A 14258-nucleotide genomic window follows, 5' to 3' on the forward strand; every position below is an offset into this window, starting at 1 on the left:
GAATTCAATGAACGGCGTACGAATTGAAGGCGTTCGCAAGGCTTACGGCGCGCTGGATGTGCTGCACGGCATCGATATTGACATCGAGGATGGCGAGTTCGTGACACTGGTTGGCCCGTCGGGATGCGGAAAATCGACGCTTCTGCGGATGATTGCTGGCCTTGAGACGATCAGCGACGGGACGATCAAAATCGCCGGCCGCGTCGTCAACGAGGTGGCGCCGAAAGATCGCGACATCGCGATGGTCTTCCAGAACTATGCGCTCTATCCGCATATGACGGTGGCGCAGAACATGGGCTTCTCGCTCAAGCTGCGCGGCGTCGATGCGCTGAAGATCAAATCCGCCGTCGAGGTGGCGGCCGAGATCCTCGACCTGTCGAAACTGCTGGAACGTTATCCCAAGCAGCTTTCGGGCGGCCAGCGCCAGCGTGTCGCCATGGGCCGCGCCATCGTGCGCGATCCCGAAGTCTTCCTCTTCGACGAACCGTTGTCGAATCTCGATGCCAAGCTGCGCGTGCAGATGCGCTCGGAGATCAAGGGCCTGCATCAGCGCCTGAAGACCACCACCATCTATGTCACGCACGACCAGATCGAGGCGATGACGATGGCGGACAAGATCGTCGTCATGCGCGACGGGCGTGTCGAACAGGTCGGCAAGCCGCTTGATCTCTACGACCGGCCGGCCAATCTCTTCGTGGCAGGCTTCATTGGCTCGCCGTCGATGAATTTCCTGCCTGCGACACTGAGTGGGGGTAGCGTGCGGATGGCTGATGGCATCGTGTTGCCGACCGGTGCGGTTGCGGATGCGGTCAACGCACCGCAGCAGGTGATGTACGGCATCCGCCCGGAGCATATCACGGTTGCGGCAGAGGGCATTCCCGCCACGGTCTCGCTTGTCGAGCCGACCGGTGCCGAAACGGTCCTTTCATTTGCGATCGGCAAGGAAATCCTGATCGCCGTCGTGCGCGACCGCCTGTCCGTGCAAACGGGAGACCGTGTGTTCCTTCAGTTCCAGGAAGGTGCCGAACATCTTTTCGATGCGGCGAGCGGTATTCGCTTGGCCTGAGGCCGGACACCAAAATCGGGGGGAAAAGCCGATGCGACGGACGGGAGCAATTGACAGCATTTTGCATGTCCATTATTCAGACATCATGTCCGCATAATGGAGAATACGATGAGCGCAGGTCCGCAGTTCTTTGGCGTCATTCCGCCCACCACCACGCCCTTTGATGCCGAAGGCAACATCCTTTTCGACGACTTCCGGGCCCAGGTCCGCTTCATGGTCGAATCCGGCGTGCATGGCCTGTGCGTCGGCGGTTCGTCGGCGGAGGGCCACACGCTGGAAATGGGTGAGCTGCAGGCTCTTCTCGAAACGGCGGCCGAGACCCTCGACGGCAAGCTGCCGCTGATTGCCGGCGTCATCATCAACTCCACGCGCCAGGCGGTCGATCGCTGCAAGATGGCTGCGCGTGCCGGCTCCGTCGCCCTTCAGGTGACGCCGCCGCATTACGTGTTCCGTCCGTCCGACGACGCCATCGTCGATCACTTCCGGGCGATTGCCGAAGAGAGCGGCCTGCCGGTCCTCATCTACAACGTCGTTCCCTGGTGCTATCTGAGCCCCGCACTCCTCATCCGCATCATGCGCGAAGTCCCCGGTGTCATCGGCGTCAAGCAGAGTAACGGCGACCTGAAGCTGCTCGCTGATCTCTTGCAGGAAATCCCTGAGGGCAAGCTGGTGTTCACGGCCGTCGACGCGCTGCTCTATTCGAGCTTCGCACTTGGCGCGCATGGCACAATCGCCGCCAATCCGGCAGCCGCACCCGTTGCCGTGGTCAAGCTGTGGGATCTCGTCCAGGCGGGCCGTCATGACGAGGCGCTTGCGCTGCACCGCAAGCTCCTGACGTTCTGGAACGCGCTGATCTGCGACGATCTTCCGGCATGCATCAAATATGCCCAGTCTTTGCAGGGCGTGCCGCTGGCGCTGCCGCGCGCGCCCATGCGCATGCCCGACGAGGCCCGCAAGCGTCGCATCGCCGACGCCTTCAATGCCATCAATGGTGCCGACCGCGCCGCGGCGTAAGTGACATAGGGAATGCGCGCTCCGGCGCGCATTCCAGCACCCTGTGGAGGCAGGGGCCGCTTCGGCGGCCACAGGTTTTCAAATCGTTTCTGGGAGGGAAACAATGTTTCGCATCAACCGCTTTACCGCCACGGCTCTGCTCTTTGCGGGTCTCGCTGCGTCCAGTGCCGCTGCGGCCGATCTTCGCGCCGGCACCAGCATGGCCGCCACCCACCCGTCTGCGCAGGTGCTGACCAAGCTTTCCGAACTGGTCAAGGAACGCAGCGGCGGCAATCTCAACATCACGGTCTACACCGACGGCACGCTCGGCAATGACGGTCAGATGCAGCAGCAGGTGCAGTCCGGCACGCAGGATATTTCCACGGCCAATGCCGCTGGCCTCGCGGCCCAGGTCAAGGAGATGGCCGTCGTCGAGTTTCCGTTCATCTATCGTAACTCCGACGAATTCTACACCGTACTCGGCGGCGAGATGGGCAAGGAGCTCGCCGACAAGCTCTACGAGAAGGGCTGGGTCGCGCTCGGCTTTTCGCATAATGGCTTCCGCCATGCGACCAACAGCAAGCATCCCATCGAGAAGTGGGAGGATTTCGCGGGGCTGAAAATCCGCGTTATTCCGAACGCCATGTACATCGACATGTTCTCCGCGCTTGGCGCCAACCCGACGCCGATGCCGGTCTCGGAGGTCTACGCCGCGCTCGAGACGGGTGCGGTTGACGCGCAGGAGGCGCCCTTCGCGCAGATCAACGCCATGCGCATCTTCGAAGTACAGAAATACATGAGCACGACCGGCCATGCGGTAAACTCCGAAGTCATCGTCATGAGCCGCAAGACCTATGACGCGATGTCGCCGGAAGATCAGAAGCTGGTCGTCGAGGCGGGCAGGGATGCCGTGGAGTGGAAGCGCCAGCAATTCCAGGAAATGGAAGCCGGCCTCGCCAAAGCGATCGAAGAGGGAGGTATGACGATCAACGCCGTCGAGCCCGCCGAACTCGCCCGCATGGCTGAGAAGATGCAGCCCGTCATCGCGAAGCATGCCGCGCTTGCCGGCACGGACTTCACTGAGCGTTACATCAAGGCCATCGAGGCCGGCCGCACCGGAAATTGACGGGATAGGGGCGGGCTCGCGTCCGCCCTTCATTCCGGGGGACAACGCATGCGTATCGTCGACCTTCTGTTTCGTTTCTTCGAGTTTGCGCTCGTCGTGCTCCTGGCCGCCATGGTGATCATGGTGTTCGGCAATGTCGTCCTGCGCTATGCCTTCAATTCGGGCATAACCGTCTCCGAGGAATTGTCCCGCTTCGCCTTCATATGGCTGGCCTTCATCGGCACCGTCGTCGGCGTGCGGGACCGCGCCCATCTCGGCGCCGACTTCGTCGTCAACGCGCTGCCGCCGGCCGCGCGGAAGGTCTGCTTTCTCCTGTGCTCCGGTCTGATCATCTGGAGTGCGGCGCTGATCTTCATCGGCACGTTCCGCGGCCATGCCGTCAACATGGAGAACTACTCTCCCGTGATGGGCATACCGATGGAATATGTCTATGCCTCGGCTTATGTGCTGTCGATCGGCATCATCGCGCTGACGGTTCAGCGTCTCTACCAGTTCGCGACCGGCAAACTCAGCAATGCGGAACTGTTCGCAGCTGTTGACCCCGAAGAGGCGATGGCGCTGGAAACCAACGTTGCCGGCCAGAATTCCAGCGAGACAAAACGATGACCGTCGCCATATTCGTGGGCGCTCTCCTTGGGGCCATGGCGATAGGTCTGCCGATCGCGTTCGCCCTACTCGTCACCGGCATCGCGCTGATGGTCTACCTCGGCACGTTCGATGCCCAGATCATCTCGCAAAACCTGTTCGCCGGTGCGGACAGTTTTCCGCTGATGGCCGTGCCATTCTTCATGCTCGCCGGCGAACTGATGAATGCCGGCGGTCTTTCGCGCCGCATCGTTGAAGCCGCGATGGCGTGGGTCGGCCACTGGCGGGGTGGCCTCGGTTATGTCGCGGTCATCGCCTCGGTGATCATGGCGTCGCTCTCCGGTTCCGCCGTTGCCGACACGGCGGCCATCGCCGCGCTGCTCATCCCCATGATGCGCAAGGCGAACTATAACGTGCCGCGTGCGGCGGGTCTGATCTCGGCCGGTGGCGTCATCGCGCCCGTCATTCCGCCGTCGATCGGTCTGGTACTTTATGGCGTGTCGGGCAACGTCTCCATCCGCCAGCTTTTCCTCGCCGGCATCGTGCCGGGTATCCTCATGGGCCTCGCGCTGATGGTCACCTGGTGGCTGGTCGCGCGCCGCGACAGTGTCGCCGTCGGCGAAAAGATGGGCTGGAATACGCGCATCAAAACACTGATCGATGGCTTCTGGGCGTTCCTTCTGCCCATCGTCATCATCGGCGGCCTCAAGATGGGTGTCTTCACGCCCACGGAGGCGGCCGTCGTTGCCGCAGTCTACGCCCTGTTTGTCGGGCTCTTTATTTACCGTGAACTCAAGATTTCCGACCTCTATCACGTCTTCCTGGCCGCTGCGAAAACCACCTCCGTGGTGATGTTCCTTGCCGCGACGGCCGTCGTTTCGGCTTGGCTGATCACCATCGCCAACGTGCCGGCCGAAGTGACACGGCTGCTCGAACCCTTCATGGACAACAAGATCCTGCTGATGTTCGTGATCATGGTGCTGGTCGTCATCATCGGAACGGCGCTGGATTTCGTGCCGACGATCCTGATCCTCACGCCGGTTCTCGTGCCCGTCATCAAGACAGCGGGCATCGATCCGGTCTATTTCGGCGTGCTCTTCATCATGAACAATGCGATCGGCCTTATCACGCCGCCGGTCGGCAATGTGCTGAATGTCGCGGCCGGCGTTGCGAAGGTGCCGCTCGGTTCGGTCATTCGCGGCGTCATGCCGTTCCTGGTGGCGGAAATCCTTGTCCTTTTCCTGCTGGTCTTCTTCCCGCAGTTGGTGACGGTTCCACTTCAATATCTTCGTTGAGATGAGATCATGATGCCTTCACCCTCCCAAGCCCGTTTTGCAGCGGAGACATTACCGGAGCTCTCCGCTCTTCTCGGCGAGCGGATCGTCACCTCTCACGCCGTGCGTGAACAGCACAGCCATGGGGAGGGCATGCCGGACAGCGTGCTTCCAGATGCGGTCGCCTTTGCCCTCACTACCGAAGAGGTCGCGGCCATCGCCGCGATCTGCAATCGCACGTCAACGCCGCTCATTCCCTTCGGTGCCGGTTCCTCCCTGGAGGGTCACGTCGTTCCGCTTTACGGCGGCGTGGCCCTCGACTTGTCCGGCATGACGCGCATCGTGGAAATCAATGCCGACAGCATGGATTGCCGGGTGGAGGCGGGCGTCACGAAGGAGCAGCTTAACGAAGAACTGCGTGCGAGCGGCCTGTTCTTCCCCGTCGATCCGGGCGCGCACGCTACGCTCGGCGGTATGGCCGCCACCCGAGCGTCCGGCACAAACGCGGTGCGTTACGGCACGATGCGCGATGTGACCCTCGGCCTTACGGTCGTCACACCGGATGGGCGGATCATTCGCACGGGCGGCCGAGCGCGCAAATCGTCCGCCGGTCTCGATCTCACCCGGCTTTACGTCGGCAGCGAAGGCACGCTCGGCATCATAACCGAGGTCGCGCTGCGGCTGAGCGGCATTCCTGAATCCATCACAAGCGCGATTTGCCAGTTCCCCGATCTCGAAAGTGCCGTGGCGACAGTCATTGCGGCGCTTCAAATCGGTATCGACGTTGCGCGCATCGAGCTTTCCGACGATATGCAGATGCGCGCCTGCATCCGCTACTCCAAGCTGGAAGGTCTCGACGAACTGCCAACCTTGTTCTTCGAATTTCATGGAACACCCGCCGTGGTCGCAGAGCAGGTCGAGACGATGCAGGCTCTCGCCAGCGAGAACGGCGGCGAAGGCTTCAAGTTCGCCAACAGGCCGGAAGAGCGCTCGCGCCTGTGGACCGCCCGCCACAACGCCTATTTCGCTAATATCGCGATGATGCCGGGTCATAAGCTGCTGGGTACGGATGCCTGCGTGCCAATCTCGAAACTCGCCGCCTGCATCGAGGCCACCCAGCGCGACATTGCGGAAAGCGGGCTCGTCGCGCCACTGGTCGGGCATGTCGGAGACGGTAACTTCCATCTCGGCATCCTGTTCGATCCTGAAAAAGCCGATCAGCGCCGGGCGGCCGAGGCGCTGGCGAGCCGGGTCAGCCTGCGCGCCATTGAGCATGGCGGCACGTGCACCGGCGAGCACGGCATCGGCATCGGCAAGATGGGCTACATGGAGACCGAGCACGGCCCGGCGCTGGATGTCATGCGCGCGATCAAGGCGGCGCTCGACCCGAACGGAATCATGAACCCGGGCAAGATGCTGCCCGAAGCCAGAAAGGAACACTGATATGAAGAAACTGATGAATGCGCCGGGTGACTTCGTCGATCAGGCGCTCGACGGCCTGACGCTCGCCAACCCGTCCCTCGTGCGGGACGGCGAAAGCGGCCGTGTCATCCGTCGGGCCGAAGGCATTCGCAAGGGCAAGGTCGGCATCGCCTCGGGCGGCGGCTCCGGTCACCTGCCGCTGTTCACCGGCTATGTCGGTCGCGGTTTGCTCGATACCTGCTCCATCGGAAACGTGTTCGAAGGGCCGAATGTCGGCTCGTGCATGGATGCTATTCGCCTTGCCGATGGCGGTCGCGGGGTCCTGCGCCTTTACGGCAACTACGGCGGAGACCGCATGAATTTCGACATGGCGGGCGAAATGCTGGAGGATGAAATCCGCACCACCACGGTGCTCGGCAATGACGATATCGCAAGCGCCCCGCCGGAGGAAAGCGCCAAGCGCCGCGGCGTCGCGGGCATCATCTATGCCTACAAGATCGCCGGTGCGAAGGCAGAAACCGATGCCGACCTCGATGAGGTGACGGCAATCGCGGCGAAGGCCGTGGCCTCGACCCGCACCATCGGCGTTTCGCTTTCGCCGTGCCAGGTGCCGGGCTCGGCAAAACCGACCTTCGAGATTGCCGATGACGAGATCGAAATGGGCATGGGCATCCACGGCGAACCCGGCATCTGGCGCAACAAGCTGCGCCCTGCCGACGAGATCGCAGACGAGATGGTGCAGCGCCTGCTGGCCGAAGCGCCCGCCAATGCCGGCTCGGAGGTTTCCGTCCTCGTCAACGGCCTCGGCGCGACGCCGCTGGAAGAGCTGTTCATCCTATACCGTCGCGTGGCGCAGAAGCTCGGCGAAAGCGGCTTACGGATCGTCCAGCCGCTGGTCGGGAACTATGTCACATCGATGGAAATGGCGGGGGCGTCCATCAGCCTTTGCTTCCTGGATGATGAAATGAAGGGCCTGCTGGCTGCGCCGGCCGAATGCCCGTTCTGGAGGATATGATGAGCACGTTCGATATTCAGGATGTGAAGCGCACCGTCGCGGCGGCGGCTACGGCCATGACCGGTCTCGAACAGGAGCTGAATGCGGCCGACGCGAAGCTCGGGGATGGCGATACCGGCGGCATGCTGGCACGCGTCATCGGCGCGCTCGACAGCGCGTCCACGCCCGAAGGCGGAGATGTCGGAGCGGGTTTCTCCGCCTATGCCAAGGCGGCGGCAATGGCGACGGGTTCGAGCCTCGGGACGCTTTTGGCGACGGCGCTGATGACGTTTGCCAGAGAAACGAAAGGGCGCACCGAGGTGCCGGTCGCGGAACTTGGAAATCTGCTCGCCAAGGCGCGTGATGCGATGATGGCGCGGGGCGGCGCCAGTCTTGGCGACAAGACCATTCTGGATGCGCTCGATGCCGTGGCGACGGCCATTACGGGTATCGAGAGTTCGGAAGAGGCGCGGTCGAAAGCCGTGGCGGCCTCTCGCGAGGCGCTGGATGCGTTCCGCCAGAAGCCGAACAAGGTTGGTCGTGCGCGCATGTTCGCTGATGCGACCATCGGCATGGATGATCCCGGCATGCTGGCCTTCGCGCGGCTCTGCGCTGCGGTTGCCGGACCCAGTGGGGAATAATACGGCGAACATTCCAACGCCACCGGAAGCATGGTAACCCGGAGCTTTCAAAACCCTGAGGCGATGAGGAACGGACGTACTGATGACGACCCAAAACCGGGAGAGGGATGCCGACCGCAATTCCAGCCAGATGCTCTCCTTCTCGAAGATGCTGTCCGTACTGGACTGTTTTTCGCGGGATGACCGTTCGCTGACGGTGCTGGAGATATCCAAGCGAACCAAGTTGCCGCGCACGACGGTCCACCGAATCGTCGGTTCCCTGAAGGCGCTGGGCCTCATCGATCAGGACCGGGACCGGGAGAAATACCGGCTCGGCCTGAAGCTCTTCGAACTCGGCAATACCGTGCTGGCCAACATGGATGTGCAGCGCGAGGCGAGCGAAAGCATGGCTACCCTCGTCAACAAGACCGGGCAGTCCGTGCATCTCGGCGTGTTCGACGGGTTCGAAATCGTCATGGTCGAGCGGGCCGATTCAAAGATCGGCCAGCTCAATCGTGTCGTGACGCTGGAGAGCGCGGCCGCCTATTGCAGTGCGACCGGCAAGGCCGCCCTCGCATTCCAGCCTCAGGCCGTCGTGGATCGCATCATCCAGCACGGTTTTACCGCATTGACGCCGAACACCATCACCAGTGGCAAGCAGTTGATGGACGAGCTCGAATTGATCCGCACGCGCGGCTACTCGATCGATGACGCGGAATACGAGGAGTGGCGCCGCTGTGTCGCCGCACCCATTCGCAACGCCACGGGGCGTGTCTTCGCGGCCATTAGCGTGACCGGCAAGAAGGAAGAATTCACGGACGCCACGGTCCGGCAATACGCATCGCTCGTCATCGCACAGGCTGACCAGATTTCCCGTCGGCTCGGCTATGAACGGGAGCAGGATTGAGGCCAAAAACGCTTGACGCCCCATCATATGTCCATTATTCAGACATCATGTCCGCATAATGGAGAATACGATGAGCGCAGGTCCGCAGTTCTTTGGCGTCATTCCGCCCACCACCACGCCCTTTGATGCCGAAGGCAACATCCTTTTCGACGACTTCCGGGTCCAGGTCCGCTTCATGGTCGAATCCGGCGTGCATGGCCTGTGCGTCGGCGGTTCGTCGGCCGAGGGCCACACGCTGGAAATGGGTGAGCTGCAGGCTCTTCTCGAAACGGCGGCCGAGACCCTCGACGGCAAGCTGCCGCTGATTGCCGGCGTCATCATCAACTCCACCCGCCAGGCGGTCGATCGCTGCAAGATGGCCGCGCGTGCCGGCTCCGTCGCCCTTCAGGTGACGCCGCCGCATTACGTGTTCCGTCCGTCCGACGACGCCATCGTCGATCACTTCCGGGCGATTGCCGAAGAGAGCGGCCTGCCGGTCCTCATCTACAACGTCGTTCCCTGGTGCTATCTGAGCCCCGCACTCCTCATCCGCATCATGCGCGAAGTCCCCGGTGTCATCGGCGTCAAGCAGAGCAACGGCGACCTGAAGCTGCTGGCCGATCTTCTGCAGGAAATCCCCGAGGGCAAGCTGGTGTTCACGGCTGTCGATGCGTTGCTCTATTCGAGCTTCGCACTTGGCGCGCACGGCACGATCGCCGCCAATCCGGCGGCAGCTCCCGTTGCCGTGGTCAAGCTGTGGGATCTCGTCCAGGCGGGCCGTCATGACGAGGCGCTTGCGCTGCACCGCAAGCTCCTGACGTTCTGGAACGCGCTGATCTGCGACGATCTTCCGGCCTGCATCAAATATGCCCAGTCGTTGCAGGGCGTGCCGCTGGCGCTGCCGCGCAAGCCCATGCGCATGCCCGACGAGGCCCGCAAGCGTCGCATCGCAGATGCGTTCAACGCCATCAATGGCGTGGAGCGCGCCGCGGCGTAAGTGACATAGGGCTGCTGGCATTGGAGGTTGCTGGCAGCCTTTACGCATACTGAAGCATCCGCTTCACCACATCAAATGGGAGGATTTCATGACAAACCGTACTCGCGCGTTTTCTCGCTATGCCGCAGGCTTCCTCATGGCGGGCGGCCTGCTTTCCGCGTCCGCCGCCATGGCGGATTGGCCCGAACGACCCGTGACGCTGATCGTCGTGGCCGGCGCCGGCGGCGGCAGCGACTACACGATGCGCCTCCTGGGTGCCGAGCTGGAAGCAGCCCTCGGCAAACCCTTTACGATCGTCAACCAGGCACAGGCCTCTGGTATCGTCGGCTACACGACCTATACCAGCGCGGCCGCCGACGGTTATACGCTCGGCCAGCTTTCCCCGATCGCCCAATTCAAACTGCTCGGGCAGGCGAACTTCACGCCGGACAACTTCACGGCGATTGCCCAGTTCAACGCCGACCCATCCGCCATCCACGTCGCCAAGAATTCCGAGATCACGGACATGAAGGTGCTCGTCGATATCCTGAAGGCGGACCCCGGCAAGCTCAGGATTTCCTGTGGCGGCTCCTGCAATGCGAGCTGGGACATCCCCTTTGTTTCGATGCTGCTCGATCAGGGCGTCGACGTCACCAAGCTGAACCTCATCCCCGGCCCGGGGTCTGCGGCAGCCCTTCAGGAGTTGGCCGCGGGCGGCGTTGACGTCGTTCTCTGCTCGATCCCCGAAACCACCGCACTTGCCGAGGCCGGCATCGTGCGCAGCGTTGCTGTCATGAGTGAAGAACGCATCGCGATCGACGATAGCATTCCGACCGTCAAGGAGCAGCTCGGCAAAGCCTATGTCGGCGGAACCTGGCGCGGCATCGGCGGCCCGGCGAACATGGACGCGGCGCTTGTCGCGAAAATCGAAGGCGCCATCAAGCAGGCCGTCGAGAGCGAGAAGTTCAAGACGGGCATGGAAGCGCGCGGCTTCGGCGTGGCATGGCTGGACCATGCTGCCTTCACTGCTTTCCTCGACAGCCATTTTGAGGAAACCATCAAGGTCATCAACGCTCTGAAGGGGCAGTGATCCCGAGGAGATCGCCGACATGGTGAAGTTTCACGACCGGCATCTGGGCGTGATGATGGTGGCGCTCGGCGCCGTTATCATCGGCCTCGCCATGGCCCTGCCGGGGCCGATCACAGGGGCGCATATCGCCTATGGTCCCGGTTTCTTCCCTTCGCTGCTCGGCGTGGCGACCATGCTCGCGGGCGTTGCGTTGGCCATTCGTGGCCCGCAGGCGGCCAAGGATGGCGACGCGTCAGATGCCGAAGCCAAGGGCAGGCCTCGGTTCGCGGCCCCGCTTCTCGTTCTCGGTTCGATGCTTGCCTATGTCTATCTGAGTGACACGGTCGGCTTTCTTCCGATGAGCATGGTCATTCTCGTGCTGCTCCTGATGGTCGGCGGCATGCGGTTTGTCTCCGCGCTCCTGCTGTCGCTTGCCACGAGCATCGCGATCTATCTCCTCTTTTCAAAGGTGCTGATGGTTCCGCTTCCGCGCGGCCTGCTACAGCCCTGGGCAATCTGGCTATGATGGCACATATCCTGTCGGCGGCGGCCGAACTGTTCTCTCCCTATGTGATGGCGGTCATCCTCGGCAGCGCCGTCTTTGGCCTGTTCATCGGCGCCATCCCGGGTCTCACCGCCACCATGGCGACGGCTCTGCTCGTTCCCATCACGTTTTATATGGACCCGGTGCCGGCCGTTGCCGCCATGGTCACCGCCTCGGCAATGGCGATGTTCGCCGGCGATATTCCTTCCGCGCTGCTTCGCATGCCGGGGACGCCGGCCTCCGCCGCCTATACCGACGATGCCTTCGCGTTGACGAAAAAGGGTATGGCGCATGTCTCGCTGGGTATCTGCCTGCTAACGTCGGCCATCGGCGGCATTTTCGGCGCTCTCGTCCTGTCCTTGTTCGCACCTCCGCTGGCATCGCTCGCATTGAAGTTCAGCAGTTTTGAATATTTCTGGCTATGCCTGCTGGGCCTGACGACATCCGCCTTCATCATGCAGGGTTCTCCGATCAAGGGCATCATCTCGCTCAGCCTCGGCCTGTTCGTATCGACCATCGGTATCGATCCGGTGAGCGGCGTTCCGCGCTTCACCTTCGGTGCCCCCTCGCTGATCGGCGGCGTCTCGCTCGTGCCGGTCATGATCGGGGTTTTCGCTGTGGCCGAAATTCTGCGCTTCTACGCGCATCGCAATCCCAAGCTCGCGCTGGAACAGGTCGAACTGAAGGGCGTGTTTTCGGGGCAGGGGCGTATCCTGTGGCGCGAGCGCAAGGCGATCGCGCAGGGCAACGTGCTGGGAACGCTTATCGGCATCGTGCCGGGCGCGGGCGCCGATATCGCCGCCTGGATTTCGTATTCGGTGGCCAAGAAATTCTCGCGCAAGCCCGAGGAATACGGTCGTGGTTCCGAAGAAGGCCTGGCGGCAGCGGGTGCGGCCAACAATGCCGCCGTCAGCGGCGCCTATATCCCGGCGCTCGTCTTCGGCATTCCCGGCGACGCCATCACGGCTATCGTGATCGGCGTGCTCTTCATGAAGGGCGTCAATCCGGGGCCGACGATCTTCCTCAACAACCCGTCCACCGTCTACGGCATCTTCATGGCGTTCCTCGTCGCCAACCTCCTGATGATTCCGCTTGGATGGGTCGCGATCCGTTGCGGCCGCGTCATCCTGAAGGCGCGGCTCGCCATTCTCATGCCGGTCATTCTGGTCTTCTGCATGGTCGGTTCGTTTGCGGTCGACAACACGGTGACGGCCGTCGGCGTGGCGCTTGCCTTCGGCGTGATAGGCTACTTCATGGAAGAGACCGGTATTCCCATCGCGCCCTTCGTTCTCGGCATCGTGCTGGGCCCTCTGGTCGAACAGAACTTCCTGACCTCGATGATGAAATCGGGAGGATCCTTCATCGCGTTCTTCGACCGGCCGATCGCAGCGGGGTTGGCGCTCGTCACGATCATAATCTGGCTGTCGCCATTGCTCGCTCTTTTTCGGCGGCGCCCACTGCTTCAGGACAACCCGGATTGATCAAGATCGCATCGCAGGTTGGACGCGGAGAACATTTCGCCTTGACCTAAGTACCGGCTAATGGATTGTCCAAATGCCATCGAGACATGTGTAACATCGACCGAGTTGGCGCCGGTTCGAATCCGCTCGATGCGAAAAGTATTCTAGGTGCTCGCTCGCTCGACGATATGGAAGCCGGTGTCGACTGTCACTTGCTGCCGCGTGTTGCCGTTCGCTCGCTCGATGATCAGCGACATCGCGTTTTGTCCCATCTCGTAGGCGTGCGGATGGACGCTGGTGATGCCCGGGGTGATCTCCGAGGCTATTTCATAGTCGCCCCATCCCGCCACGGCCAGCCGTTCCGGGACTTTCCAGCCTCGCCTTCCGCATTCGAAGAGAACGCCGGCGGCCACGATATCCGTCGGGCAGATGATCGCGTCGAGCTCAGGGTCGATGCTGCAAAGGCCTTCCAGGGCTTTTGGACCCGCTCCGAAACCGTGAGCCTGATCGATCAGGAAGATCCGGTGGCTGCTGAGGCCAGCTTGCTCGACGCATTGTATGAAAGCAGGCAGCCGTTCGGTGAAGCGGTGCGAGACATCGCCTTCGTATCCGACGAAACCGATCCTGGTATAGCCTTGTGCGATAAGAAGTTCGACGATGGCGCGGGTTGCATCGATCGTGGAGTATCCAACAGCCATGTCAAACGGGTTCCGGTGCACCCAGGCTTCGACGACCGGCACACCTGTCTTTTTCAGCAGGGTTCGCGCGCTGTCCTCGTGTTCATCGCCGACCAGCGCAATGCCTGCAACGCGGAGTCCGATGAGGGTGCGGATTGCCGCAGCCTCCTGTTCCAAACTGTCCGCCAGCTTCAAGATGAGCTGGTACCCGTTGTCGGCGACGTGCTCCTGCATGCCACGGACGTAATTGTAGAAGCTCGAATTCTTGATCGAGGGGATGACGGCGCCTATGACGCGGCTCTGGCCTGACGCCAGGTTGCCGGCGGCGTGGTTCGGGACGTAGCCCAGTTCGGCAGCAATCTGCAGCACGCGCTCGCGTGTTTCCTCGTGAACCCGCTGCGGATAACGGAAGCTGTTTGAAACCGTCATCGGCGATACACCGGCCGCCAACGCGACCGATTGCATGGTGACTGTTCCATCTAAACGAAGCTTCGTCATGCTACAAACCCCAGTCGATTTTACGGCGCGCTGATTGCTGAATACGCAGTGCTTCAAATGTCGCCGAA

Annotated in this window: 14 protein-coding genes; 13 read left to right on the forward strand and 1 reads right to left on the reverse strand. The window is 62.1% G+C overall.

The window, feature by feature from the left end; genetic code table 11:
- The first annotated feature begins 7 nt into the window (after positions 1 to 7).
- The 13 genes from K6301_RS16390 (at position 8) to K6301_RS16450 (ending at position 13036) form a co-directional block, all read left to right on the forward strand.
- A complete protein-coding gene (locus K6301_RS16390) occupies positions 8 to 1066 on the forward strand; it encodes an ABC transporter ATP-binding protein (protein WP_247221570.1) in 1059 nt (352 codons plus the stop codon).
- A 108-nt stretch (positions 1067 to 1174) separates the two neighbouring features.
- The gene (locus tag K6301_RS16395; protein WP_247221571.1) at positions 1175 to 2080 is read left to right on the forward strand and encodes a dihydrodipicolinate synthase family protein; all 906 of its coding nucleotides are present in this window, start codon (positions 1175 to 1177) and stop codon (positions 2078 to 2080) included.
- A 103-nt stretch (positions 2081 to 2183) separates the two neighbouring features.
- The gene (locus tag K6301_RS16400) at positions 2184 to 3185 is read left to right on the forward strand and encodes a DctP family TRAP transporter solute-binding subunit (protein WP_247221572.1); all 1002 of its coding nucleotides are present in this window, start codon (positions 2184 to 2186) and stop codon (positions 3183 to 3185) included.
- Between the two features lie 48 nt (positions 3186 to 3233).
- On the forward strand, positions 3234 to 3791 hold the full coding sequence (locus K6301_RS16405; RefSeq protein ID WP_247221573.1) for a TRAP transporter small permease: 558 nt from the start codon (positions 3234 to 3236) through the stop codon (positions 3789 to 3791).
- Positions 3788 to 5065, forward strand: a complete 1278-nt coding sequence (locus K6301_RS16410; protein WP_247221574.1) for a TRAP transporter large permease subunit — start codon at positions 3788 to 3790, stop codon at positions 5063 to 5065. Before K6301_RS16405 ends, K6301_RS16410 begins: the two co-directional genes overlap by 4 nt.
- Positions 5066 to 5074: 9 nt before the next feature.
- Complete coding sequence (locus tag K6301_RS16415; RefSeq protein WP_247221575.1) at positions 5075 to 6487, forward strand: FAD-binding oxidoreductase; 1413 nt, start codon at positions 5075 to 5077, stop codon at positions 6485 to 6487.
- 1 nt (position 6488) lies between these two features.
- The gene (locus K6301_RS16420) at positions 6489 to 7481 is read left to right on the forward strand and encodes a dihydroxyacetone kinase subunit DhaK (protein ID WP_247221576.1); all 993 of its coding nucleotides are present in this window, start codon (positions 6489 to 6491) and stop codon (positions 7479 to 7481) included.
- On the forward strand, positions 7481 to 8101 hold the full coding sequence (locus K6301_RS16425) for a dihydroxyacetone kinase subunit L (RefSeq protein ID WP_247221577.1): 621 nt from the start codon (positions 7481 to 7483) through the stop codon (positions 8099 to 8101). Before K6301_RS16420 ends, K6301_RS16425 begins: the two co-directional genes overlap by 1 nt.
- An 82-nt stretch (positions 8102 to 8183) precedes the next feature.
- Positions 8184 to 8987: an IclR family transcriptional regulator gene (locus K6301_RS16430; protein ID WP_247221578.1), complete on the forward strand. Its 804-nt coding sequence runs from the start codon at positions 8184 to 8186 to the stop codon at positions 8985 to 8987.
- A 70-nt stretch (positions 8988 to 9057) separates the two neighbouring features.
- The gene (locus K6301_RS16435; protein ID WP_247221579.1) at positions 9058 to 9963 is read left to right on the forward strand and encodes a dihydrodipicolinate synthase family protein; all 906 of its coding nucleotides are present in this window, start codon (positions 9058 to 9060) and stop codon (positions 9961 to 9963) included.
- Between the two features lie 88 nt (positions 9964 to 10051).
- Entirely contained in the window at positions 10052 to 11032 is a 981-nt protein-coding gene (locus tag K6301_RS16440; RefSeq protein WP_247221580.1) for a Bug family tripartite tricarboxylate transporter substrate binding protein, read from the forward strand.
- Between the two features lie 19 nt (positions 11033 to 11051).
- Complete coding sequence (locus tag K6301_RS16445; RefSeq protein ID WP_247221581.1) at positions 11052 to 11537, forward strand: tripartite tricarboxylate transporter TctB family protein; 486 nt, start codon at positions 11052 to 11054, stop codon at positions 11535 to 11537.
- On the forward strand, positions 11534 to 13036 hold the full coding sequence (locus K6301_RS16450; protein ID WP_247221582.1) for a tripartite tricarboxylate transporter permease: 1503 nt from the start codon (positions 11534 to 11536) through the stop codon (positions 13034 to 13036). The genes K6301_RS16445 and K6301_RS16450 overlap by 4 nt, the downstream gene beginning before the upstream one ends.
- 143 nt (positions 13037 to 13179) lie before the next feature.
- Here the strand turns inward: K6301_RS16450 and K6301_RS16455 are convergent, their stop codons facing one another.
- Entirely contained in the window at positions 13180 to 14190 is a 1011-nt protein-coding gene (locus K6301_RS16455) for a LacI family DNA-binding transcriptional regulator (RefSeq protein ID WP_247221583.1), read from the reverse strand.
- Positions 14191 to 14258: the final 68 nt, after the last annotated feature.

Source organism: Shinella oryzae (assembly GCF_023038235.1).
Classification (GTDB): Bacteria; Pseudomonadota; Alphaproteobacteria; order Rhizobiales; family Rhizobiaceae; genus Shinella; species Shinella sumterensis.

What these genes read in the sequence shown, in the direction of transcription:
- K6301_RS16405 (WP_247221573.1), top strand. Translation starts at nt 3,234, where the DNA reads ATGCGTATCGTCGACCTTCTGTTTCGTTTCTTCGAGTTTGCGCTCGTC.
- K6301_RS16430 (WP_247221578.1), top strand. Translation starts at nt 8,184, where the DNA reads ATGACGACCCAAAACCGGGAGAGGGATGCCGACCGCAATTCCAGCCAG.
- K6301_RS16420 (WP_247221576.1), top strand. Translation starts at nt 6,489, where the DNA reads ATGAAGAAACTGATGAATGCGCCGGGTGACTTCGTCGATCAGGCGCTC.
- K6301_RS16450 (WP_247221582.1), top strand. Translation starts at nt 11,534, where the DNA reads ATGATGGCACATATCCTGTCGGCGGCGGCCGAACTGTTCTCTCCCTAT.
- K6301_RS16425 (WP_247221577.1), top strand. Translation starts at nt 7,481, where the DNA reads ATGAGCACGTTCGATATTCAGGATGTGAAGCGCACCGTCGCGGCGGCG.
- K6301_RS16415 (WP_247221575.1), top strand. Translation starts at nt 5,075, where the DNA reads ATGATGCCTTCACCCTCCCAAGCCCGTTTTGCAGCGGAGACATTACCG.
- K6301_RS16390 (WP_247221570.1), top strand. Translation starts at nt 8, where the DNA reads ATGAACGGCGTACGAATTGAAGGCGTTCGCAAGGCTTACGGCGCGCTG.
- K6301_RS16395 (WP_247221571.1), top strand. Translation starts at nt 1,175, where the DNA reads ATGAGCGCAGGTCCGCAGTTCTTTGGCGTCATTCCGCCCACCACCACG.
- K6301_RS16455 (WP_247221583.1), bottom strand. Translation starts at nt 14,190, where the DNA reads ATGACGAAGCTTCGTTTAGATGGAACAGTCACCATGCAATCGGTCGCG.
- K6301_RS16440 (WP_247221580.1), top strand. Translation starts at nt 10,052, where the DNA reads ATGACAAACCGTACTCGCGCGTTTTCTCGCTATGCCGCAGGCTTCCTC.
- K6301_RS16400 (WP_247221572.1), top strand. Translation starts at nt 2,184, where the DNA reads ATGTTTCGCATCAACCGCTTTACCGCCACGGCTCTGCTCTTTGCGGGT.
- K6301_RS16435 (WP_247221579.1), top strand. Translation starts at nt 9,058, where the DNA reads ATGAGCGCAGGTCCGCAGTTCTTTGGCGTCATTCCGCCCACCACCACG.
- K6301_RS16445 (WP_247221581.1), top strand. Translation starts at nt 11,052, where the DNA reads ATGGTGAAGTTTCACGACCGGCATCTGGGCGTGATGATGGTGGCGCTC.
- K6301_RS16410 (WP_247221574.1), top strand. Translation starts at nt 3,788, where the DNA reads ATGACCGTCGCCATATTCGTGGGCGCTCTCCTTGGGGCCATGGCGATA.